19 protein-coding genes and 3 pseudogenes are annotated in these 24,197 nt (G+C 46.5%); 9 read left to right on the forward strand and 13 right to left on the reverse strand.

The window, feature by feature from the left end; genetic code table 11:
- The first annotated feature begins 292 nt into the window (after positions 1–292).
- Together C9I89_RS08560 and C9I89_RS08565 are read left to right on the forward strand one after the other, a co-directional pair.
- Entirely contained in the window at positions 293–1,273 is a 981-nt protein-coding gene (locus C9I89_RS08560) for an alcohol dehydrogenase catalytic domain-containing protein (RefSeq protein WP_107282923.1), read from the forward strand.
- A gap of 582 nt (positions 1,274–1,855) precedes the next feature.
- The gene (locus C9I89_RS08565; protein ID WP_107282924.1) at positions 1,856–3,037 is read left to right on the forward strand and encodes a M28 family metallopeptidase; all 1,182 of its coding nucleotides are present in this window, start codon (positions 1,856–1,858) and stop codon (positions 3,035–3,037) included.
- A 253-nt stretch (positions 3,038–3,290) separates the two neighbouring features.
- Here C9I89_RS08565 and C9I89_RS08570 read toward each other — a convergent pair whose 3' ends face one another.
- Entirely contained in the window at positions 3,291–4,856 is a 1,566-nt protein-coding gene (locus C9I89_RS08570) for a methyl-accepting chemotaxis protein (protein WP_107282925.1), read from the reverse strand.
- Between the two features lie 356 nt (positions 4,857–5,212).
- On the opposite strand from C9I89_RS08570, the pseudogene C9I89_RS22790 reads away from it, so the two are divergent.
- Positions 5,213–5,323, forward strand: a pseudogene (locus C9I89_RS22790) (IS6 family transposase); the annotation flags it as partial.
- Positions 5,324–5,471: 148 nt separating this feature from the next.
- Here the strand turns inward: C9I89_RS22790 and helD are convergent.
- Positions 5,472–7,568 carry a DNA helicase IV gene (helD, locus tag C9I89_RS08575; protein ID WP_107282926.1) on the reverse strand — a complete coding sequence of 699 codons (2,097 nt, stop codon included), beginning with the start codon at positions 7,566–7,568 and terminating at the stop codon, positions 5,472–5,474.
- A gap of 296 nt (positions 7,569–7,864) precedes the next feature.
- Between helD and yccS the strand changes: the two genes are divergently transcribed.
- The 3 genes and pseudogenes from yccS (at position 7,865) to C9I89_RS08590 (ending at position 11,775) form a co-directional block, all read left to right on the forward strand.
- Positions 7,865–10,030 (forward strand): YccS family putative transporter, encoded by a 2,166-nt coding sequence (gene yccS, locus C9I89_RS08580; RefSeq protein WP_107282927.1) that lies wholly within the window; start codon positions 7,865–7,867, stop codon positions 10,028–10,030.
- Between the two features lie 121 nt (positions 10,031–10,151).
- Positions 10,152–11,668 (forward strand): annotated as a pseudogene (locus C9I89_RS08585) (AGE family epimerase/isomerase).
- A gap of 8 nt (positions 11,669–11,676) precedes the next feature.
- On the forward strand, positions 11,677–11,775 hold the full coding sequence (locus C9I89_RS08590) for a hypothetical protein (protein ID WP_107282966.1): 99 nt from the start codon (positions 11,677–11,679) through the stop codon (positions 11,773–11,775).
- Between the two features lie 146 nt (positions 11,776–11,921).
- On the opposite strand, the gene C9I89_RS08595 is transcribed toward C9I89_RS08590, so the two are convergent.
- From C9I89_RS08595 to C9I89_RS08615, 5 genes and pseudogenes are all read right to left on the reverse strand, one after another.
- Positions 11,922–13,340 carry an aspartate kinase gene (locus C9I89_RS08595; RefSeq protein WP_107282928.1) on the reverse strand — a complete coding sequence of 473 codons (1,419 nt, stop codon included), beginning with the start codon at positions 13,338–13,340 and terminating at the stop codon, positions 11,922–11,924.
- Positions 13,341–13,409: 69 nt separating this feature from the next.
- Positions 13,410–13,796 (reverse strand): ectoine synthase, encoded by a 387-nt coding sequence (locus C9I89_RS08600; protein WP_107282929.1) that lies wholly within the window; start codon positions 13,794–13,796, stop codon positions 13,410–13,412.
- 11 nt (positions 13,797–13,807) lie between these two features.
- The gene (gene ectB / locus C9I89_RS08605; protein ID WP_107282930.1) at positions 13,808–15,073 is read right to left on the reverse strand and encodes a diaminobutyrate--2-oxoglutarate transaminase; all 1,266 of its coding nucleotides are present in this window, start codon (positions 15,071–15,073) and stop codon (positions 13,808–13,810) included.
- Between the two features lie 23 nt (positions 15,074–15,096).
- A complete protein-coding gene (gene ectA / locus C9I89_RS08610; RefSeq protein WP_107282931.1) occupies positions 15,097–15,639 on the reverse strand; it encodes a diaminobutyrate acetyltransferase in 543 nt (180 codons plus the stop codon).
- Between the two features lie 352 nt (positions 15,640–15,991).
- Positions 15,992–16,170, reverse strand: a pseudogene (locus C9I89_RS08615) (IS6 family transposase); the annotation flags it as partial.
- 119 nt (positions 16,171–16,289) lie between these two features.
- Between C9I89_RS08615 and C9I89_RS08620 the strand changes: the two are divergent.
- Positions 16,290–16,685, forward strand: coding sequence for a DUF2391 family protein (locus C9I89_RS08620; protein WP_107282932.1), 396 nt, complete (start codon positions 16,290–16,292; stop codon positions 16,683–16,685).
- Positions 16,686–16,788: 103 nt separating this feature from the next.
- Here C9I89_RS08620 and C9I89_RS08625 read toward each other — a convergent pair whose 3' ends face one another.
- From C9I89_RS08625 to C9I89_RS08650, 6 genes are all read right to left on the reverse strand, one after another.
- Positions 16,789–17,259 carry an HAD family hydrolase gene (locus C9I89_RS08625; protein WP_107282933.1) on the reverse strand — a complete coding sequence of 157 codons (471 nt, stop codon included), beginning with the start codon at positions 17,257–17,259 and terminating at the stop codon, positions 16,789–16,791.
- On the reverse strand, positions 17,256–17,966 hold the full coding sequence (locus C9I89_RS08630; protein ID WP_107282934.1) for a phosphate ABC transporter ATP-binding protein: 711 nt from the start codon (positions 17,964–17,966) through the stop codon (positions 17,256–17,258). The genes C9I89_RS08625 and C9I89_RS08630 overlap by 4 nt, the downstream gene beginning before the upstream one ends.
- A 1-nt stretch (position 17,967) precedes the next feature.
- Positions 17,968–18,624 (reverse strand): ABC transporter permease subunit, encoded by a 657-nt coding sequence (locus C9I89_RS08635; protein WP_245905441.1) that lies wholly within the window; start codon positions 18,622–18,624, stop codon positions 17,968–17,970.
- Positions 18,625–18,824: 200 nt separating this feature from the next.
- The gene (locus C9I89_RS08640) at positions 18,825–19,691 is read right to left on the reverse strand and encodes a PstC family ABC transporter permease (RefSeq protein WP_107282936.1); all 867 of its coding nucleotides are present in this window, start codon (positions 19,689–19,691) and stop codon (positions 18,825–18,827) included.
- Positions 19,692–19,694: 3 nt separating this feature from the next.
- The gene (locus tag C9I89_RS08645) at positions 19,695–20,528 is read right to left on the reverse strand and encodes a phosphate ABC transporter substrate-binding protein (RefSeq protein ID WP_107282937.1); all 834 of its coding nucleotides are present in this window, start codon (positions 20,526–20,528) and stop codon (positions 19,695–19,697) included.
- Positions 20,529–20,814: 286 nt separating this feature from the next.
- Positions 20,815–21,303 carry an arginine repressor gene (locus C9I89_RS08650; protein ID WP_425440408.1) on the reverse strand — a complete coding sequence of 163 codons (489 nt, stop codon included), beginning with the start codon at positions 21,301–21,303 and terminating at the stop codon, positions 20,815–20,817.
- Between the two features lie 100 nt (positions 21,304–21,403).
- Here C9I89_RS08650 and arcA point away from each other — a divergent pair, with 100 nt between their 5' ends.
- On the forward strand, positions 21,404–22,624 hold the full coding sequence (gene arcA / locus C9I89_RS08655) for an arginine deiminase (RefSeq protein WP_107282939.1): 1,221 nt from the start codon (positions 21,404–21,406) through the stop codon (positions 22,622–22,624).
- A gap of 119 nt (positions 22,625–22,743) precedes the next feature.
- Complete coding sequence (locus C9I89_RS08660) at positions 22,744–24,192, forward strand: YfcC family protein (protein ID WP_107282940.1); 1,449 nt, start codon at positions 22,744–22,746, stop codon at positions 24,190–24,192.
- Positions 24,193–24,197 lie beyond the last annotated feature (5 nt).

The following is a 24,197-nucleotide window of genomic DNA, read 5'->3' on the forward strand; positions in this document are numbered from 1 at the left end:
CAATTCAAGGAAAATGTGCGAAGGAATGACTGGTCCTTTCGAGAGCATTTGACACCGAAGTGGGCTGGCTGGATCACTCCCGAAGGGCGAGTTTTCCCGGCTCTAATGTTGCGTTGCTGATTTTTGATGTAGAGTAACTATATCTGCAAATCAGCGCCTGACCTTAGTGCCTGGAAATTCTCGCTGAAACGAGCATCTTGAGGTAACTTGGGTATATAAAAATAAGATTATAAACAGTTATTGATACTTCGAAGACTTGGAATGTGATGCGCAATAAATGAGGTAGTGGCATATGAAAGCATGGAAACTTACCCTGCCGGAAGGACTGGCGTGTCTGAAACTCACCAGAGCCCAGAAACCCACTCCTGCCGCAGGTGAAGTGTGCGTTAAAGTGGCCGCCGTCGGGCTAAATCCAATGGATTATAAACTAGCCTCCTGGGGCTATGCTACCTGGCAGTATCCGCAAATTATCGGTCTTGATGTTACCGGTACTGTCGCAACCGTGGGCCGAGATGTCACCAATTTCAAACCTGGCGACCGGGTTCTCTTTTTTGCCGACCCCCGATCTGCGGGTGGTTTTGCTGAATATGCCACCTGCAAAGCAATAGCCGTCAGCCGTATTCCCGACACACTCGAATTCCATCATGCTGCCGCGCTGCCCTGTGCGGGTTACAGTGCCTGGCTGGCAGTTTATGACAAGTTACAGGTTGAAGCCAGTCAGCATATTGCCATCACCGGTGCGGGGGGAGGTGTCGGCGGGTTTGCCGCCCAACTAGCGAAACTGGCGGGGGCGACTGTCTACGCTATTGCCGGAAAAAAACACCACCAGCGACTGTTAGGATATGGTATCGACGCCGTCATCGATCCAGATAAAGAAAATGTGGCAATGCGGCTGATCGAGCTGACAGAAGCTCAGTTAGTGCATAGTGTGATTGACTGTGTGTCGGCTAAATCGGGCAGTATAATGAGTGCCCTAATCCGCTATAACGGTCAAATCGTCATGGTCGCCGATCAGTTCAACCAAGTGCCATTACTGGCAACCACTAAGGCACTGAGCATACATGAAGTTGCCTTGCACGGCACCTTTGCCCATGGTACCGCTGAGCATATTCACCACCTCGCCGATATCGGCAACAGCCTGAGCAATCTCGTTGCAGAAGGCAAGCTTGATCCGATGGTTGAGCAAGTCTTGCCTTTTGATCAACTTACCGACGGCCTGCAACAACTGAAAGACCACCGCCATAGCGGCAAACTGGTCGTCAAGGTCGGATAGTACTCATCAGGCCTTAGCGATCGTTTTTTTATTACGCTTGATCTTATTCATTACCGGGTATTTATCCTCAATAAGCTCATTGATAAACGGTGATGTTTTAAGTGTAATGGGCGTTGTTGATTAAATCAGGAAAGACTAAGAATTCAGCCTTTCCCATCTAATCTAGCGACTCAATGACCAACTACGCATTTAAATGGAAACACTTTGCACCAGAAATCATTCTCTGGTTCCTTCGCTGATATGGCATCTCTTAAATTTGCCTGTCCTTGTTATTGGTTCTAATCATTAAGCCCATCACTGAATAGAGCTGCCTCATCTGTTTGTTGCAACAAGCCCCCCCCTGTTTGGGATGCATTTTACGCGCTTGCAGCCTAATTTCATCTGGTCACGGTATCTTCAGCAAACACCAGGTTCGTCATACCAATATGATTCTTTGAGGACAATATTAGCTCCATACTTTATCAAACTGTTTATATTGGAAAATGTAGTTATATACGAGAGATATCACAGAAGATTACATGCTAGCAGTAAATACTATCGCAAGTGCATACAGAGCCAGCATAAACACAGGAGTCAACTTTAATGAAAAAAGTATCAATTATCTCCACTTTCGCAGTGGCTATCACTGTTGGTTTATCCGGTTGTAACAATTCTGAAGATGACGTAAACACAGTTGGTCAATCCGGCGATAACAGTTCTGTTGCTAGTATCGATTACGGCAAAAAAGCAATGGAATATTTAGTTGAAGTGACCGACGAAACACAGGGTATTGGTCAGCGTCAGACTACAACACAACGCGAGATTGAAGCTGGTAATTGGATTTACAACAAACTTGCTGGTTTTGGATATGATGTGACAGTTCAACCTTTTAGCTATAAACCAAGAGGTAAAGACGAAATAGCGTACTCAAACAACTACATTGTTGAGAAAAAAGGTAAGACAGATAAAACCATCGTACTTGCTGCGCACTATGATTCAACGGGTTCACAGACGGGATCGTTAGGTGCGACAGATAACGGTTCTGGAGTCGTCTCGCTTATCGCTATTGCTGAAAAAATTCAAGAAGTCGACACCCCTTACAACGTTCGTTTCGTACTTGTCGGTGCTGAAGAAAATGGCGTAAATGGCTCTCTTCACTATGTGAAAGATGCATATGCCAATGGTAAGCTTGATAACGTTATCGCTATGATCAACGAAGATACGGTCAATGGCGGTGACTATGTATATGTTCACTCAGCACATTCTGACTACAGCCATTTTAAAGATTCATGTGAAAAAATCGGGTTCAGTGATAAGACATACAGCGCAGATCCAGTGTTTCGTAAAGCTGTCCTACAAGCCTCAATAGATGTACTTGGTGAAAAAGGTGCGTTCAACATTCATCCTGAAGTCCTTACTTCTGAGGGTGAAGTTGATTATCCTGAAGGTGAAACAGGTTCATGGTCTGATCACGCAGGCTTTGCATGTGCAGGTATTCCAATTGCCAACGTAGAATCTACAAACTACAACATCAACGGCAAATGGGGATACGACGGCTATTCACAAACCACACATCCTGATACATGGGATTGCTACGATGAAGCGACCAAGACTGCATGTAACAGAGAGACAGAAACCAAGTGGGGGAAAATCTGGCACATGGAGTTTGACCGCATAGACAAGCTAGAAGAATTGTTCCCTGGCCGCATCGAAAAACAACTTAGTGACAACGTACATGTAATGATCGAGCTGTTGACTAATAAGAAGTACTTCAACGCTGAATAACTACATTTAAGCTTAAACGGACAAAGCCCCGCCCTGGGGCTTTTTTGGCCTGGTAAGGCCTAACAGGCTGGTTGAATCACTGATACGTTATCCAATTTAATTGGTTTCATTTCCTAAGCATGAACCTGAAACCAATGAGCAAGCATAAAAATCCCCTCTTTCCTTGAGAGAAGAGGGTATTTTAAACCAACCACTGAAGCATTCAACTGATCAGTGTTACCTAAAAAGGAAGTAATTCAAAAGGAATTACATGTTAGTGATTAATTTTAAAAGAGCCAACATGACGATCTAACGTCTGGGCAAGCTCCGCCAGTTTCTGGCTGGATCTTTCTAGTTCTCGGCTGGCAGTCAGGCCAACTTTGACCGAGCTATCCACTGTATCCATATTGATGTTAATTTCGTTGGCAACACTAGACTGCTGCTCAGTAGCGGTAGCAACTTGCGTATTCATATCAAGTATCGTCATGACCTGCGCCGAAATTTGCTCAAGGGCTTGCTGAGCTTTTTTCGTTGCCTGAGAGCCTTCAATGGTTAATGATTTACTACAGTCCATCGCATCGACAGCATTTTTGGATTCATGCTGTAGCTGGTCGATCATAACTTGAATTTCATTGGTTGATTGGGCCGTCTTGGTAGCCAGATTTCTTACTTCATCCGCAACGACAGCAAAACCACGGCCGGCTTCACCAGCACGCGCCGCCTCAATGGCCGCATTTAGCGCCAACAGGTTTGTTTGCTCTGAAATACCTCGAATCACTTCAAGAATAGAGCCTATGGATTGTGTTCTTTCTGCCAGGGAAGTAATCACCCCTGACATATCGTTCATTTGAGCAGCAAGATCAGTAATGGTATTGGTTGCTTCCTGTAAGATTCTTTGCCCTTCCTGAGTTTCGATATTGGCACTCTTTGCTGATTCCGCGGCACCGGTAGCATTTTGTGAAATCTCACCAATTGTTGCGATCATCTCATTCATTGAAGTCACAACTAATAAAGATTGATCGCTTTGCTCGTGGCCTCGCGATAGTGCTTGCTGAGACTGGCTCCGAAGCTCTGTAGCTGAGTGGCCAAGATCAACACCGGTTTTAACCACTTGAACAATTATCTCATTGATTTTGCAAACGAAGGTATTGAAAGCAGTGGAAATATGGGCGATCTCATCGTTGCCGCGTACTGGCAACCGAATGGTAAGATCGCCATCACCTTTCGAAATATTCTCTAACACATGCTGTAATCCTGAAAGCGGTCTTAACAGTTTGCCCAGCAGCCACATAAGTACGCAGCCACAAATAAAGAAAATACCTAAAATAACGACTAGCTGGCTAATCACAATACCTTTCGCCGCTTCGCTGACTTCAGTGATGGGAATACCGATATCGAAAGTACCGTACAATTCACCATTCACATAAATTGGAGATAAAATGTCGTATACCCAGACTTCCTGTACGTCTGCATACCATTTGGAATATTGTGGCTTTCCTTTTGTTGCTCCATCTACGGTATAGTTATCGTCATAGATTTTGTTTAATTTTTCGATATCACTATGGGCAATCGCTTGAACATTCTTGTCAATCACGATTGCATAGCTAATATCTGGACGACTTTTAAGCGATTGAACCAATTTCTGTAAATCATCTAAAGGCTGTGAAGATGTGCTCAATATATATTCCACATTTTCGGCAAGCAGCTCAGCTTGTGCCTGTGACTTTTTCAAAATGATCTTGTCGATTTCTTGATGGGAAATATAAGATGTTGAAGAAATACTTGTTATTGCAGCAATTGCAAACATGATGCAGACAACAATTAATATTATTTTTTTCATTAACTCGTTCCTTTATGCCATTTGCAGCAGTAAAAAACCTAACCAATTAATACCCAACGAGCATCACTAAGGTGTAGCGTGGTAAAATGACCTTAATTTAATTCATGCTTCTCCAGCAATATAAACGCTGATTTCAGCTTGGCATAATACATCCCACACCAGCATATCGCTCACGTGCATAATGAAAATGTTGATATTGCTCAATATATAGGTTTGACAGCCAAGATATACGCTCATAGTAACGCCATGTTTGGTTATAACTTGAACACTTCCCTATCGCCATTTTAAATGGGGCAATGTCAGTGCAAGTTAGGGTTCTGTCGCAAGCTGGAGTAGTGAGTGATCTCCATCATATCAATGTTGGACTTTGGCATAACGGACACATGCTGAGTCTAATTGAAATCCTTTCAATCAAGTATCTGAACAATATCGTCGAGCAAAACCACCGCAGAATGAAAGGTAAATGAATCAATGTATAGGGTGGAAATCAGTACGGGTGTAGTTAGACTAAACTCTGCGACAAAACCAATTCAACTAAGATTAAAACATTAAGCGGTCAAATCAACAGGCCAGAATCCATGACTCTGGCCCATTTGATTGTTTAATTAGATCTCATCAGGCCTTAGCGGTCGTTTTTTTATTACGCTTGATCTTATTCATTACCGGGTATTTATCCTCAATTAGCTCATTAATAAACGGCGATGTTTTCTCTGGATCGGCACAGATCCAAACGTGTTTTTTAGCGCGACTCAGTGCGACGTAGAACAAACGACGCTCTTCGGCATCCGCAAAACCTTCATGTCGCGCCTGAAGACAGGCCGCAAGCCCGGTATCACGATCATGAGCCGGGAATATCCCGCGATTCACATCCAGAATAAAGACAAAATCCGCTTCTCGGCCTTTACTGGCATGACACGTCATAAAGGTCAGTTCCAGATGCGGCCACTGTTTCTGCCACGCTCGCAACTTCTCTGGTTTCTGTTTGTTATTGCGCCCGAGCAATAGCACCGTAACCGGCTTTTCATTCTGCGAGGCCAGTTGCACCAGTTCCTGCTCCAGTAAATCCTGACATAACAAGGTTACCGCTTTACGTTTTTGTTTTTTAAAGCTAACCAGATTTTTTCTGAGCTGCTGTGGGTTTTGCTGGATGAAGGTATTTGCCACTTCCCCGATCATGCTGTTAAAGCGGTACGTAGTATCCAGCTCGGTAATGTGGCAGGCACCAAAACGCTCAGCAAAACCCGTTGTCAGATTAACGTCGGCCCCGGCAAAACGATAAATCGCCTGCCAGTCATCACCAACGGCAAACAGCGTAGGGCGCGGTTTGTCTTCGTCACCGGATTGACACAAGGCTTCAATCATCGCTAAACGATGCGGCGAAATATCCTGATATTCATCCACCATGATAAAGCGCCAGCTCGCGGCATATTTACCTTGATTAAGGTACTCCGTCGCCTTTTGGATCATGGTGTTAAAATCGATCTGTTTATTGTCTTTCAGGTACTGCTCGTAGGCACGGAAACAAGGCCAGAGCAGCCCAAGCTCACTTTTCATTCGCGCTTTGCTGGCTGCATTGTCGTGTTGTTCGATGTCTTGAGTCAGAGCCGATTTATTTGTCCCGCGCTGGCCGAGTAATTCAATATGCCGCCAGATCCAGGCTGCAAGCTGTTCACTCTTGGCTTGTTTCTCCATCGAGTTATCGGCTTTAAAGCCCGGAATACGCCATTGGGTCAAGTGCTTTTGCCAGCGTTTCGCCGCGGCCGGGGTTTCCCACTGATCCGCAAGTAGGGAGGCAATCCAGTGTTCACGTGCTTTTTCATCTAGCGCCAGCGGCGATACATTGGGTTTCTCGCCTTCTACCGCCTCAATAATCTGAGTACCTAAGCTATGGAAAGTGGCGACTTTGATTTTGTCGTTAACTTTTTTTCCGAGGCGTTCACTCATCTCTTGTGCCGCTTTACGGCCAAAAGCCAGCATCAGAATCTCTTCCGGCTGGGCGGCTTGATTTGCCACTAAATAACCAGCTCTCGCGACCAGGACACTGGTTTTTCCGGTGCCGGCACCAGCCAGCACCAGGTTGTGATCCTGATTAATGAGTACCGCTTCGCGTTGGGATGGATTAAGCGGAGATGATTCAAATTGATCAAACCACGAGGCCCACTTTTCGGACTCCTGAGCCAGCCATTGCTGGTTATTTTGTTCAACCCATTCACTGTTATCGTCTAGCCAGGGTTCGATTTTCTCAAACGCCATCGGACGGAAGGATCCGGCCAGCTCCTGAGTTAGCCCGGTAGATCCCAGCGAATCGGTGAGAAACTGGCACAAGTTATGATGATCAGATTGGCGCAGGTAGCCCTGCTGACCCGCGAAATTATCAATACGATGCAGCATATCCGGTAATGAACTGTCCAGCTTATCGACCCGGCCACGAGCCCAGTTACGGTAAGCTTCCAGCAAGAGCGTCGCGAAGGATTTGCACTGATGCCATGGCAGACCATGAACTGTCCAGCAGTATTGCTGATCCGCCGAGGTGATCTCTAACGATCCCCATACGACACCGCGACGGACTTCGATCGCCCCGTCCCAGTCATCGAAGGGAATCACATCTTCTTCTGTCTGGCTATCTAGGATCAAACTGTTACCACTCAGCTCGATACTGAAATAGTCGCCCTGCACTAACCACTGTGCTAACCAACCGGCACTTAAACGCATTCTGTCACCCAAAAAAGCTTCATATATTCCATCCCGCAACCTTTTTTACACCGGGTCGATGTGCGAAGAGGCAATAGGTTACCAATAAATTATGTTATACCCAAATAACCTCAAGATGCAGAGTTCAGATCTTGAGGTCCAATTGATTAAAATTTCTGCTGATAAATCATTACTACCCGTTTCTCTGGGGTTTTATCGCAACTTTGGTATCTTTAGGGCACCATAACCCGTGTATAATCAGCCCATTATTCTAGCTGTTCATTCGCCGCCATTTATCAGAAGATTGTTAATCATACATGCAGAAAAGCCGCTTAAGATCCAATTTACGCCGTTACTGGGCAAATGATCGAATTAACTACAGTATTCGGGTCTTTATCGCCTTAGTCGGTGTTGCCCTACCCTGCTGGTATTTGGGGGCAACCACGGAAGTGACCCCGTTGGTCTTAGGTATTATTGCTGCCGCACTGGCTGAAACCGAAGATAATCTGACCGGTCGCATTAAAGGGCTGGCCATGACGCTGGCCTGTTTTCTGATTGCCTCATTGTCTATCGAAATGCTGTTTGATTATCCGGTACTGTTCAGCATCGGGTTATTTATCTCCACCTTTAGCTTCATTATGCTCGGGGCCATGGGCGCCCGATATGCCAGCATCGCCTTTGCCTCTTTATTGCTGGCGGTCTATACCATGCTGGGCGCAGCCACCAGCCCGAATCTTTGGTACCAGCCAACCATTTTGATCGCGGGGGCAACCTGGTACGGTCTGCTGTCGCTGATCTGGCAAGTTCTGTGGCCAAATCAACCTGTTCAGCAAAATCTTTCTAAAGTATTCAGCGAATTTGCCCACTATTTAGATTGTAAAAGTAAGCTGTTTGAACCGGTCTCAAACATGGTACCTCAACCATTACGCATAGAAGCGGCCAGTAAGAATGCCCGCGTAGTGGCAGCACTCAATGCAGCCAAAGCCACCTTATTGCACCGTGCTCGGCGTGGCCAACCAAATGCCACTGGCGACAAATTTCTAAAAATCTATTTTCTGGCGCAGGATATTCACGAACGTGCCAGCTCTTCCCATTACCGTTATCAGGATCTTGCCGCCACTTTCCACCGCAGTGATGTATTGTTCCGCTTCCAACGCTTATTGACGTCGCAAGCCCGCGCCTGCCGTGAAATTTCTCGTGCGCTGGCCATGGGGAAACCCTATCAACATGGGCCTGAGAGCGTTCGGGCATTGGATGAACTGCAAGAATCACTGCTCTATTTAAAAAACCAGCATAATCCACAGTGGCGATCGTACCTGATTCAGCTCGAATATCTGTTCAATAATCTGGCAACCGTCGAGCGCCAAATGTCTAACATCAGCAACCCGGATGTGGCACAAACGGATCCTGATACCGAACTGGCCGATCCCGAACCCCGTAGTGCAAAAGATCTGTGGCTGCGCATTATCAGCCAGCTAAAACCTGATTCGATGCTGTTTCGCCATGCATTGCGGATGGCCATCGCACTGACCGTGGGTTATGGAATTATTCAGGCACTGGATCTTGAGCGTGGTTACTGGATTTTGCTCACGACCCTGTTTGTCTGCCAGCCAAACTACAGTGCAACGCGCCAGAAACTGGTTCAGCGGGTATTGGGAACCTTGGGTGGCCTGCTCGCAGGTATCCCTTTGCTCTATTTATTCCCGGGGCAGGAAGGCCAGCTCGTACTCATGGTCGTAGCCGGCGTCCTCTTTTTTGCATTCCGAACAGTTCGCTACGGCTTGGCAACCGCATTCATTACTCTGTTGGTGCTGTTCTGTTTCAACCAGCTGGGCGAAGGGTTTGCAGTAATACTGCCGCGTCTGGGTGATACTTTGCTCGGTTGTTTGTTAGCCGTACTGGCGGTAAGTTTCATCTTGCCCGACTGGCAGGCAAAACGCTTACATAAAGTGATGGCGTCGGCGATCACCTCCAATCGCGATTATCTCGCCCAGATCATTGGCCAGTACCGGATTGGCAAAAGAGACAGCCTGAACTACCGGATCTCCCGCAGCGATGCCCACAACACCGATGCCCAGTTAAGCACCGCGATCAGTAATATGCTGGCCGAGCCGGGCCGTTACCGTATGGCCACCGATGAGAGCTTCCGCTTTCTGACACTCAACCATGCCATGCTGAGTTATATTTCCGCGCTGGGCGCACATCGTACCCGCCTGGAAGATGAACGAAACCATCTGGTATCAAAGGCTCACCGTCTAATTCATACCCATCTCGATTGTCTGGCCGAGCAATTAGCCGGTAATGTCTGTGCGCTGGCACCCGATACCGATAACGATCTTGAACAGCGCCTAGGCCAGTGGCGAGATGATGACTGTACTTCAGTACGAATGGTCTTGCAGCAGCTGCACCTGATCTATCGCATGCTGCCCGAACTGCACTCTCTGGCCAATAAGCTTGCCGCCAGAACCGGAAAACCCGCATAACAGACATCGCTAATGGCGTTCAATGCGAACCGTCGATCGACTCTGTGAACCAGCAGACAGAATGTGCGAATCCAAATGCATATATTCATGTTTTATGTAAGGAATTGATTTAAAAATGAATATGTCGTTTCTATATAGTCTATCGGGTAAATATATACGCCGAACGTGTAGCACATTATTGCTGGCTACATTGTGCTCGACTGGCGCGATTGCATCATCGACACATACGGTAGCGCTCCCATCGGGTAACGACTGGCTAAACCATATTACAAAAGGGCTTCAACCATATTGGATGATGGAAGCCGCCCAAGGTGTTCCACTTGGTAATTTCCCAACCTTTCGTTGCGACGACGGCAGTCTTCTCGATGTCAGTCAACCATGTCCTGAGCTAAACAAGTCATGGATAAATCCCTACTTTGACCGCGAATATACACGCATGAAATCACGCCAGATATATGGCTATGGCGTGCTTTACCACCTAACCGGAAATGAAGAGGCATTGAAGCTGGCAAAAGCTGGTGTCGATTATTTATTAGCGGACTTACGCGACCAAGAAAATGGCGGGTTTGTCAGCTTTATTAAGAGGGTAAACCGGGCTTAAAGTGGCAGCAACGAACCGCACAAGATCAAGCGTATGCCATTGTCGGGCTGGCATTCTATTATTATCTCACCAGAGATCCAATAGTCGAACAGGCATTGATAGACCAGCAGAAATTCATTTTTGAACGCTATAAAAATGCCGCAAACAGTGATCTGTTTTGGGTGATAGAAGATGGTGACGAACAGAGCCACAAACAACGTGAACTGGTCGGCCAGCTTGATCAAATTAACGGTTATTTGTTGCTGTTAACTCCGATAATGCCTAAATCGGTACAGCAGAAGTGGCGAGACGATCTTTACTGGCTAACCGATCAGATGGTTAAGCAGTACTATTCCGAAAAAGAGCAACGCTTCTACGGCGCAATTCACCATAAAGCCGTTATGATGCCAGATGCAAAGCACAACGATTACGGCCATACCATCAAGGCGTTCTGGATGACTTATTTAGTTGGCCGCTACTTTGACCAAAACGAGTGGCAGAAGCTGGGTGAACAAGGCATGAGAACCACGATGGAACGTGCAAGCTACTCAATGCCGACAGATCAGGCTAAGCCATATCTATCTAAATCATTGTTTAATAAATGGAAAAATTCCAATAAAGTGCCAACATGGAAAAGTGGCAGTTACAATCACTTTATCTCATCTTGGCAATGGGCTGAATTAGACCAAGCAGCAATGACGGTCAATCTACTGGATGGCACCACCACAAATCAACTCTACTACACTCAAACTCAATACATGGATGCGTGGGTCGATCATCAATATGGTGGTGTAGGATTAGACCCGAAGCGAACCAAGGCTTTTCACTGGGGTAATGCTTACCACCAATTTGAGCACGCCCTAATTGGATATCTGAGCGCACAGCAATGGTATAGCAAGCCTGCGCAATTGTATTTTGCGTTGCCAAGTGACTATAAAGGGAAGATTGAGCCTTACTATTATCAGGGTGATATTACGTCTCGTAGAAATATTGGGGAGTTAGAAGGATTTAAAGGGCTTAAGAAGCAGGTTATCAGCTTTACCAACATTACCCCTTAACATAAGAAATATCCAAGGCAGGCACCTTTATTCCTGCATTTTCACCCTACATCGTGGCACTGTTTAAAGGGATGAAAGAAAAAGGCTTGCATGCAGGCGTCATTTAACAGATGCAGCGATAGCGTGCAAATATTAATGCCGTAAAGTGAACCAGAAAACTCCCATTTACGAGCGGAGCATAAGACTTGATGGCAATTTTCCGGTCGATTATTTTAGCCGCTCGCTTTCAGAAAAGGATCATGATGCACTGACTCTAACCTGCCTTTTTTGTCAGCGTTTCAGCCCGGCTGATAAACTCAGAGTGAAGTGCACATATCGCCGCCTTGTAGTGCTTGTCTTCTACAACAAACTGGACATTCACATTACGCATGGAAGAGTGTGCCGCTATTGGTGAAATCTGCTTCTCTGTTAAGGCGAGTATGCCTTTGCTTAACGCGCTGTTGGTATTGATAAAGGCACCAACAATTGAAATCAGTGCAACCATACAGCCGGTAATGGTTGAATTTGGATAGCGTTTTTCTGCTGTATAGAGCAATTTGTTCAAGCTTTCTGTCCCACCACTTAAATAGTAGGTAATGGAGTTGGCGTTCATCTCTTTACCAATTAATTTCACCCTGGCGTCAGTAATTATTTCCATCATTTCATAGCTGACATTATCGGCCTTACCAACCATCGCCTGATCAAAAATGTGCAGAGCGAAGACCTTGCTTTTACCGGCAATGATTTCCACCATTTCAGCTTCAGGCTGGTAGTCTTGTGAAATAAGTGTGCCCGGGTGTTCAGGTTCAAAAGTGTTCTTGATAAGTATTTCAATGTTATTTTGACGTAGCCCAGACGCTGCATTAGGGTGGATCGCCTCCATTCCCAAGTTGGCCAATTGATCGGCAACGTCAAAGTTGGTGTGCCCCATCGGGAAGACCTTTTCAGGACCGACAATGCGCGGATCGGCACTGCTTAGGTGGTATTCCTTATGGATGATGGCCTGATCTGCGTGAGTTAAACAAGCGATACGACTAAAGGTGATTTCGCTGTACCCGCGATCATAGGTTTTCATCAATCCTTCATCACAATAGGCGTAGCCAGTGACGATAGGCAGTTCTTGAGTCACATCAATATCGGCAAATGCATGTTTGATGACGTCATCTAGGCTGCCATAGCTCTTATCATCCCAACCGGACAAATCAACAAATTTGGCATTAATCCCGAGGGTTTTTAATTTCAGGGCCGTATTATAGGCACTGTGTGCCTCACCGAGCGATGATAAAAATTCTCTGATTTGCGGCAAGTAATGGCGCAAAGAGAACTGGCCGTACTGGCAGGTTTCCATAATATTAGTGATACAGCTGATGGCGTCTGTGATTCGTGAACGGATGAACGTATCGGCACGCCGGCGATTAACAGGGTCGGCAAACATATTTCCGTTGACCAGTATCATTCGCATTTCTAAATCGGCGACAGCTTTTCGCCATGTTTCATCACGCTTGGCGATATACTGGTAAATGCCGGGCTTGCCGGTGCGCTTGCACTCTAGCAGCGCATCGGTAATACCGCCGTAAGCCGATACTACAAAAACTCGATTATAGGGAGAGGCGGGGCGCAGCATTATATTATCTAAGACAGCATCGAATGCTGACATTGATGTACCGCCGATCTTCTCTACGGTATAACTCATGAGGGAATCCTTTACTCGTTGTATTAAATCCGTGGGGGAAAAGGGCATTGACTGCCCTTGATAAGAGGATTATTCCACTAACGGATACACTCCATTCTCGTCATGGATCTCTGCACCAGTAATCGGCGGGTTAAATACACAGGCCATTACCATCTCTTTGTTTTTATCGGCCCGTAAGTAATGCTCATCGTTGTTATCTAAGATATACAATGTACCTGGCTTAATTGGGTAGGTTTTATCGCCGATCACTTCGATCTCACCTTCGCCGGAGATACAGTAAACTGATTCTAAATGGTTCTGGTAATGAATATGAGTTTCTGTGTCTTCATAAATAGTGGTGATGTGGAATGAAAACCCCATCTTGTCATCTTTTAACAACATACGAATACTTTCCCAGTTGTCTGACACTACACGACGTTCGCTGTTTCTACACTCTTCCATCGTTCTTACAATCATGCTGAAGATCCTTAAGAAGCTTTCTTGATCAGTTTAGTGGCGACGATATCTGCTGCCTGCTCGAAAATATGCAACCCTTGCTCAAGCTCAGACTCACTAATAGTGAGTGGACAGAAGAATTTAACGACTTCGTTATCTGGGCCCGCGGTCTCAATTACCATGCCTTTTTCGAAACATATTCTGGCGATGGCTGATGAAATCGCCCCGCTCTTGCACTCGACGCCTTGCATCATGCCTCGGCCTTTCCCGCGGATAAATAATGAAGGGTAACGGCGCATGGCACGTTGAATCGCTTTGTTAACCTGATTTGCACGCTGCGCAATATGCTCTTCAAAATCATGGTTTGTCCAGTAAGCCGTAATTGCTTTTGTGGCTGTCACAAATGCATGGTTATTACCACGGAAAGTTCCGTTATGTTCACCTGGTTGCCATATATCGAGTTCAGGTTTTAATAGCACCAATGCCATTGGCAACCCATAACCACTAATAGACTTGGACAAGGTCACAATATCTGGTTTAATCCCTGCCGGTTCAAAACTAAAAAATGTTCCGGTACGGCCACAGCCTGCTTGAATATCGTCGATAATCAGCAGGATTTCGTACTGCTGGCAAATTGTGCTCAGTCGTTTCAGCCAGTTATTGGATGCGACATTCAGGCCGCCTTCACCTTGCACTGTTTCAACTAATACTGCTGCAGGCTTGTCTAGCCCACTTGAGTTATCGTTTAGCATGGTTTCAAACAGAGCCAGGCCATCAACGCCTGCGTAACCTTCGTACGGAATACGAGATGTGCCTGTCAGAGGCATGCCCGCACAGCTGCGGTGATGCTGGTTTCCCGTTGCTGCCAGTGCACCAGCGGTACAACCGTGAAAGCCGTTGGTGAACGTGATGATGTTCGTGCGGCCGGTTACTTTACGAGCAAGCTTCATTGCTGCTTCTACTGCATTTGTGCCGGTAGGACCGGTGAACTGCACTTTGTAATCAAGCTTTCGGGGTTCGAATATATGATTACGGAGTGCGGTTAAAAAATCCGCTTTAGCTTGTGAGTGCATATCCAGACCGTGGGTAATTCCGTCGCTATCGATGTAATCAAGCAGATCCTGTTTCAGTACTGCATTGTTATGGCCGTAGTTCAACGAACCTGCGCCAGCAAGAAAGTCGAGGTAACGTTTATCATCTTCGGTATGTAGCCAACACCCCTTTGCCGATGAAAAAACAACAGGAAAGTTGTTTGCATAAGATTGTACGTTTGATTCTTGCTTTTTAAAGATATCCATGTCGGGACCATGTTTTTAGTGAATTAATGAGTTTTAGTAAGAGGGATGCGATACAGGTATTCGGTATCGTGCTTGCCCTTAAAGTGTTTGTGCTCGTCCAGAAAAGTTGTCACTGAACCTTGGCTATCATTGGCCTTGTCTAGCTTCTTGAACAGGCTCCATGAGCCTTGATTGTCTTTTGTGATGGTTGTTTCGACCGCCTTCACCTGTTCCAGGTTATCGCGCATTAAAAGTTCTTTTAACATATGAAATGCAAGCCCTTTCCCCCTGTATTTAGGGGCTACGGCAACCTGCCAAACAAACAGCTCATTACTGTTTTCCGGCTTGAGATAGCTGGATATAAAACCTGCTATTTCATCATTGCACTCTGCAATGATGCAGGTTTGTTTAAAGTGAGTAGATTGCAAAAAGTTGCAGTAAGGCGAGTTCTCATCCAGGGGAGTGCATGAAGCGATAAGCTTATGCACCGGTTCACCATCGCCAATGTTTGGTGCTCTAAATACCCATTTGTATTCATCCTTGGCCAATGTTTCCGAGCATACAATCCAAGGTGCTGTCGTAATCATCCTACGCCCATATTGGTTAGTGGTCTAAACAATTTAAATGTGATTATTACGCCTCCCGACGAATTTATCAAGAACTAATGTGAGTTACATTTCATCAAACCGCTTAATATCATTGATTTTCATGTTGTTAGGTGTTTGTGAACACAGCCCAAGATGTTTCGTGCTGTAACCATATGAAGAATTGATCAGTTTGGATTTTGAGCAATTACTAGATATTCTCAATTGACAAAAGCTGTCGTGATAGACCTTGTATCGCGGCATGATGCTGGCTGAATGATGGGGGAAAGCTTACTAAAAACGGGACTGTTGCAAATAATCAGTTAAGGCAGATCTAGCCAGTAATTAACTTAAATTACGAGTAAATAACTTCAACATTGAATAGACGATTCATAAAGTCGGTTGACCAGTAGGGTTTTCGTATTTTAAACCCGCCGCTGACTACAACAAGTTTCTTAATGGGGTGTGATTGGATTCAATCGCATTGGCGTATGAAGAATATTTGTTTGTATTTAATATTTTAGGCTTATTATCTCGGTGCTACTATCTAAAGCAGCACCTAAGGAAATGATAAGTGTCTGGGTGACATAGATATATGTTCTTAGATCGTTGTATACAACGTTAAACGGTAATACAAACATGCGAGAACTAAAATGAAATTTAACTTTAATTTGGAAGATGCAAGTCAGATTTTTGTAGGTGCATTTGCTCTTGCTGTTCCTGTCTCTTTTTCGGAGGAAGCTTGGCGCTTGGGAGAAACGTTGCCTATGGCCAACTTGCTCATGTTGTTTTCGCTGTCAGTGATTTTTCTAAGTGTATTTACTTATCAAAGTGTGTTTCAAAAGGATATACAATCACGTTATTTGGTCTTTATTTCTCGGATTTTTATCGCATATGTTATGACGGCTTTAGTCGTAGCATTGGTTTTGTTTTGCCTAAACAAGTTACCATTGTTTGATGCTCCTTTCGTTTCATTAAAACGTATAATAGTCATTACAATGCCAGCCTCTATGGGAGCAATCGTGGTCGATAGTTTCGACAAGGAGTGAACGCTCTTTAACAAGGTACTCTAGTCAACGTCCTAGAAAAAATCTGTCACTAGTGTGAGGACAGATTATGATTTGCTGTGAATGGTACTGGATACCAGTACCACTAATACCTCAAGGTGGCCTTAAGCCGTAACGGTTTGATTAACAAGTCAAGTGCTTCATCAATCGAGCGGGTAATGAGATTTGCCGACAGCAGCGCCTGAGTCGAAACGCCTTCACCGCCAATTACCGCTATGGATATATTGGCAGCTTTTAGCATTGCCGCATCGTTCTGGCCATTACCGATAGCACAGACATGTTCTGGCTGTAACTGATTGATGAAGTTTAACTTGCCTTCCGTTTCATTGCCCTTATCAAGGATATGTACGGTCACATCAAGGTGATCCACCATCTCGCACACAGAGCCAAAAGTGTCCGCAGTGACAACATAAATATCAACTAAGGCTGAAAGCGCGGTTAGGCGTGACTTGATGCCGGTGAGCAGTTCTCCGTCGCGGGCCAGGGTGCCATTGAAATCAAGCACTAGGGATTTGATCTGGCAGTCACCTTTACCGGGAATGTTTATATCGATCATACAATTCTTCCATGTTCAAAACGGATAACGTGTTCAGCCAGCTTTTTTGTTTGCTGTGCTGAGTGGGAAACCATCACGATGGTATAGCGTTTGGCCAGTTGACTAATGAGAACCTCGATTTGATCGGCCGTTTCAGGATCCAGCGAGGCCGTCGGTTCATCGAGCAGCAAAATTTCGGGCTCAAGCGCCAGTGTGCGAGCCAAACAAAGACGCTGTTGTTGGCCGCCGGAAAGAGAATGGGCCGGCGTATTGAGGCGGTCTTTGACTTCATCCCAGAGTGCGGCTTGGTTGAAGGCGGAACAGAGTTTTTGTTGTGCGGCCTCTCCCCTCAGGCCGCAGACAACTTTAAGCGGTAATAGCACGTTCTCTTTAATCGTGCCGGGTAATAACTGTGGGTGTTGAAAGACCATGCCTACCTTCCGGCGCAACTCTGGTAGCCGCTGGGGTTTAAGGGAATGAACAGACTGCGTTGTTCCATCAAGTGACAGTTCTATTTCCCCTTGTGTTCGGCAGTCTTCGAAACAATCATTGAGGCGGTTGAGTGCCCGCAGAAACGTCGTCTTGCCTGAGCCTGACGGGCCGGTAAGCACATGGATTTGATTTTTATAAAAGTCCACACTCACGTCTGAGATAACCGGTTGGGAGCCAAAAGAAATCGTGAGACTGGATACCTTACCGGCCAATTCTGGCGGCCGTTTTAACGTCATACTAGCTTCTCCATGACGGTGTTCGTTGCAAAAGACCTGCCACAGAAAAAATTGCGGCAGTGAGGCACAGAAGGGTGAGCGCTGCACCAAAGGCCATTTGGAGCTCTGAATCACTTTGGTACTGGGCGCTGTAATAGAAAATGGTAAATGGCAGGGCTTCATAACGTTCAAATACCCCTCCAGGCAAGCCCGCGTTGGCAACAGCGCCCGTCAGCATAATCACCGCGGTATCTTCGGCCGCTCGGCCCATGGCCAACATGATGCCCCCGATAATTCCTTTCGCTGCTTGCGGCAACAGCACGAGACGCAAAGTCTGCCAGCGTGTCATACCAAGCGAGAGAGCCGTTATCTCAAGCGAAGGGGTCAAGGCTTGCAGGGCCGTTCGGGTTGCGACGGCTAAATAGGGAATGATTAACATTGCGAGGCTTAACGCCGATAACAGTAAGCAGGTATTGGCTGATGGGAGTAACCAGTTGCGCAGAAATAAGATCAAGGTAAAGCCGAACAACCCCATCAGGATCGAAGGGACACCCGCGAGGATATCAATGCCAAGAGCAAGGATGGTTTTGAACCGTGAAGCGGCACTGGTTGCCAGCCATATCCCTGTTGCCAGCCCGGGTAAAAGGGCCAGTGATAAGGCGCAGGCAACAACCGTCATTGTGCCGGCGCAGGCAGGCCAGATCCCGTCCCATATAGGTTCGAGCCCAAGCAGCCCCTTGATGGCGTCGGTATCGCCGAAAAATAGCGAAAGACTGAGAGCGGGCGCGCCGCGGTTTATAATAAAACCAATGAAAAAGGTCAGGCATACCAGCAGCCCGGTTGTGCAGCTCAGGCACCAGAGGTGAAATAATCGCGCCTTCATTCAGCGTCACCTCTGCACGCATTAAACTGTGCGTGTTCCATTTTTCTGATCAGCAGCGTAACCGTGACACTCATTGCAAGTAACAGCAGACCGGCAGCGAACAGCGAGTTATAAGCCGCACTGCCATTTTCCGTAGCGAGAACCAGGCCAATATGGGCGGTTAAGGTGCGGACTGAGTCAAATACGCTGTCAGTCAACTGCGGGGCGTTTCCAGCCAACATCAGCGGGAGAAGGGTATCACCAATCGCCCGGCTAAAGCCCAGCAACGCTGCTGTGGCCATCGCTTTGGTCGCGTTGGGCAGGACTAAGTACAAAACTGTCTGCGTATCGGTAAAACCCATGGACGCAGACGTCAGGCGGATCTGATTTGCCAACGGACGGCAGTAGGTGTCTAACATCATTACCATAACGGGCAAAATCAATAGTACTACCATTACAGCAGCGGCGAGCAGGCAAAAACCTGAACCACTCCGAAAGGTTTCCCGTAATAGCGGAACAAGCAAAAAAACAGCGGCAAGACCATAAACCACCGTCGGGATCCCGGCCATCAGCCGGATCATTCTCCGGATCCATAACGCGATGTTTTGATAGCGGCCGAACAGGCAAAAACCCGTGATGCCAACGGCAACAGGAAAAGCCAGTGTCAGAGCCATTAAACCGATCAGCCCGGAACCTGCGATCATTGATAAAATGCCATACTGGCCCTGTTCTGGCTGCCAATTCAGCGATAAAACCGGTGTCTCGGCATGAAAGAAAACGGGCAAGGCAAACCAGAACAAAAAGCCAAACAACAACATCATCAGAACAAATACTGTGGCAACAAGTGCCAGCAGTACCCGCTCTGTCGTGATAGGAGATGTCATGGGTTATTGATTGCTGACTGGTATATAGCCCGCTGCGCGGATATATTCAGCTCCCTGCGGGCTGTAGATATAATCAATAAACTCGCGCACTAGCCCTTGAGGCTCGCCTTTGGTATTCATGTAAAGCTTGCGCACTACAGGATATTCGCCGGACGCACAGGCTTCATTGGTAGGCTGGACATTGTCCAGAGCCGGCGCTTTAACCGTATTGTCTATATAGCCGACGCTACTGTAACCAATGGCACCAGGATCGCGTGCGATGGCTGTTTTCATTGCACCATTAGACGGCACAACATTGGCATGATTGACCATCGGCGAGTTGCGAAGCAATTTTTTTACGAAAACGGCACGGGTGCCACTGGCCTCATCTCGGGTAAAGATGTTGATAGCGCGATCGTTTCCGCCAAGAGACTGCCAGTTGGTGATTTTGCCCGCATAGATATCGGCCACTTGCTGCTGGGTTAATGCCTGAATTGGGTTCGCCGGATTGATTATGGCCGCTACGCCGTCGATCGCAAAAGGGAACGAGACCAGCCCGTGTTTCGCTTCACTTGGCTTCAGCTGTCGACCGGTGTTTCCAATCTCAACCAGTCCTTTGGCAACTTGTTGGGCACCGACTCCGGAACCACCACCCGCGATTGTGATACGGATTTCGCCATTGGCTTTCATAACAGCCTTAGCGGCTTGTTTCATGACCGGGATATGCGCGGTTCCCCCGGCGATATTGATCGTTCCGGAAAGCCCTTTGAACCTGTCGAGATCAGAAGCCTGAGTAATAGCCGGAATAAAACACAGACTACAAACAAGCAGCCTCATAAAACCAGATTTAAGTCGCATAAAATCTCCTTTTTTGTTGAAACTAAAGCACAGGGGAAGCATCACGGATGTATCCGGCGCAGATTATGAACGGTAAGACTACGCCTACCGGCCAGACAAAACAATATGCATCACACGTAAAAAGTTACATTACTTATTGATTTAAATCACGATTTTGGAGGGGTTAAGTGAAAGGTAAGATGCATCAGTGTCTGGGATAGAAATTAGATTGCGGAGTCCAAACTACACTCGCTGGGGTGGAGCTGTGGTCGATAATTAAAAATGGACAGCTCGACAACCCTGATGATTAATCTGATGGTAAACCTAATTTAGCTTTTACAATTATTTCGCACTCATCAATATGATTGATATCTCTAGGCGCAACCATCACAGTATCATTACCTGATATTGTACCTAAAATTTCTTCATGGGGTTGAACATCAATAATTCGGGCAATAAGCTGAGCACTTCCAGGATGAGTTCTTACAACGATAAATAATTGGTTATGGGTAATAAATTCAATTTGTGATGAAATGGTAGAATCAACCTGAAGAGTTTCGTTTTCAACAGCCAGACAGTAAACTTTTCTACCGTATGCATTAGGGACCTTAACAACGTCAAGCCGTAATAGCAGCCGAGATATTGTCGATTGACTAATACGCCCAAAACCAAGAGCCGTAAGTTGACGTCGAATCTCATCTTGAGTAGTAAAACTTTGCAGCTGTAGTAAACGCTTACATTCAGCGATTAAACTGCTGTCATATTCTGCTTCATCTGCCCCAAGACTTCTATCAATACGCCGAGTCATAAGCAACACCCACCCTTTAGTGATAAAAGTGTAAATATGATCACCTCAATAGTCTATGATAAAACAAACCGCAAAAGAGATGCGAGTTATGAACAGGTTTTATGTAGGTTCAGAAGTTGGAGTATTACACAGTGTTCTCTTACACCGTCCAGAAAGATCCCTCACTCACCTAACACCATCTAACTGTCAAGAGCTGCTCTTTGATGATGTTCTGTCTGTAGGGCGTGCGGGAGAAGAGCATGATGTCTTTGCCAATACCCTTCGCAATGAAGGGGTTGAAGTGTTGCTATTGCACGAAATGCTATCAGAAACCCTGGCCCTGCCTGAAGCACGTGAGTGGTTACTACACACCCAGATTTCCCCATACCGTTTAGGGCCAATATTTGCTGATGACGTTCGCAGCTACTTATCAGAATTACCTTTTGACGAGTTGGCTTCAATCCTGATTGGTGGACTGAACTATTCTAAACTGCCTATTCAGTCAACTTCTATCATGCAGGGTATGCATAGCAGTAGCGATTTTATTATCGAACCGCTGCCGAATCACCTGTTTACCCGTGACACCTCATGCTGGATTTACGGAGGCGTATCAATCAACCCGATGGCAAAACCTGCACGCCAACGGGAAACCAACCATCTGCGCGCTATTTATCGCTGGCATCCGCGATTTGCCGGACAAGACTTTATCAAATACTACGGCGACGAAGAAAAAAGCTACGATAACGCTACGATTGAAGGTGGTGACGTACTTGTGATTGGCAAAGGCAACGTACTTATCGGTATGTCCGAACGTACCACTCCGCAGGGGGTGACACACTTAGCGGCTAATCTACTCCAGCATGGGCAAGTTGAGCAGGTGATAGCCTTGGAACTTCCTAAACACCGTTCATGTATGCATCTTGATACCGTCATGACTCATATGGATGTAGATACCTTCTCTGTGTATCCGGAAGTGGTACGCAAAGATATCAAGTGCTGGAGCCTGACCGCAGGCAAACCAGGTGAAGTCAAAATTGTAGAGAAAGGTTATTTCGTTCACGCCATTGAAGAAGCTTTAGGCTTGGATCAGTTAAAAATCATCACTACCGGCGGTGATAGCTATGAAGCCGAGCGCGAACAGTGGAATGATGCCAATAACGTATTAGCCGTCCGTCCTGGTGTGGTTATTGGCTATGAGCGTAATGTATACACCAATGAAAAATACGAAAAGGCCGGTATTACCGTATTACCTATTCCGGGTAATGAACTGGGGCGTGGCCGCGGAGGAGCTCGTTGCATGAGCTGCCCACTATATCGCGATGGCATTTAATCTGTGTTATTAGCACATTGTCGGTTTCCATTGCAGTAATAAGGCCGCAACCATTTTTTGAGTTTGGACAATCGCTTTTATAGGGTTTCATGACACCTTACGGTGTTAAGGAAAAGAGAATGGATAAGAATAATGCAAACCAAGAAGATAAAGGCAAGTTCTTCACTAGGTTTAAATTCCCCTCAGCCTACACCATCCTTTTTTTCTTGATAGCAGTAATGGCATTACTGACGTGGATCGTGCCCGCGGGCCAGTATGATCGGGTAATGAGCGAAGAGCTCGGACGGGAAATCCCGATAACCGGTACTTACAAACAGGTTGAAAGCAACCCACAAGGCATCGTTGATGTGCTCATGGCTCCCATTGATGGGTTGTACGATCACGAAAGTTATGAAGCCGCAGCCATTGACGTATCCCTATTCATTCTGATTATTGGCGGTTTTCTTGGCTTGGTGGCGAAGACAGGGGCGATTGATGCCGGTATTGAACGGGTCACGACTCACCTCGAAGGTCGCGAAGAGTGGATGATCCCCATTTTGATGGCTTTGTTTGCTGCTGGCGGAACAATTTATGGTATGGCGGAAGAATCATTACCTTTCTACACACTATTGGTACCGGTAATGATGGCCGCTCGCTTTGACCCGGTTGTTGCCGCCGCGACAATCCTGCTCGGAGCCGGTATCGGAACCCTGGGTTCGACCATCAATCCATTCGCAACAGTTATCGCTGCTAATGCCGCCGGGATCCCGTTTACCGATGGGATCGGACTACGCATAGTTATCCTGGTGGTCGGCTGGCTTATTTGTGTGGGCTACGTTATGCGCTATGCCAAGATGGTGCGTGCCGACCACAGTAAATCCATCGTTTTTGATAAATACGAAGAAGACATGGAGCACTTTCTCGGCAACAAGGAAGGTCAGGACATACTGGAACTGACTACCACCCGAAAAGTGATCCTAATCATCTTCGGAGCGGCTTTCGGCGTAATGATCTACGGCGTGGCGGTATTGGGATGGTGGATGGCTGAAATTTCCGCGATGTTCTTGGCTGCAACGATTATTATCGGCCTTGTAGCACGAATGAGTGAAGAAGAGCTAACCACAAGCTTTATCGAGGGGGCTCGAGACCTGTTGGGCGTTGCTCTAATCATAGGTATCGCTCGGGGGATTGTGGTGGTGATGGATCGCGGGATGATCACGGATACCATTCTCAATGCAGCAGAACATGCCGTTACAGGCTTATCAACCATTGTATTCATAAATGTCATGTACTGGTTGGAAGTTTTATTATCATTCCTAGTGCCCTCTTCATCCGGCTTGGCAGTACTGACAATGCCCATCATGTCGCCGTTAGCTGATTTTGCAGGCGTTAACCGTGATTTAGTTGTCACGGCTTATCAGTCTGCATCTGGTATTGTCAACCTGATGACTCCGACCTCGGCGGTTGTTATGGGAGGCTTGGCCATTGCCCGCGTCCCCTATGTCCGCTGGGTAAAATGGGTGGCGCCACTATTGTTGATCCTGACCATTTTTATCATGGTAATGTTAAGTATCGGGGCCATACTTTAAATCTC

The sequence above is a fragment of the Photobacterium lipolyticum genome, assembly GCF_003026475.1.
Lineage (GTDB): Bacteria > Pseudomonadota > Gammaproteobacteria > Enterobacterales > Vibrionaceae > Photobacterium > Photobacterium lipolyticum.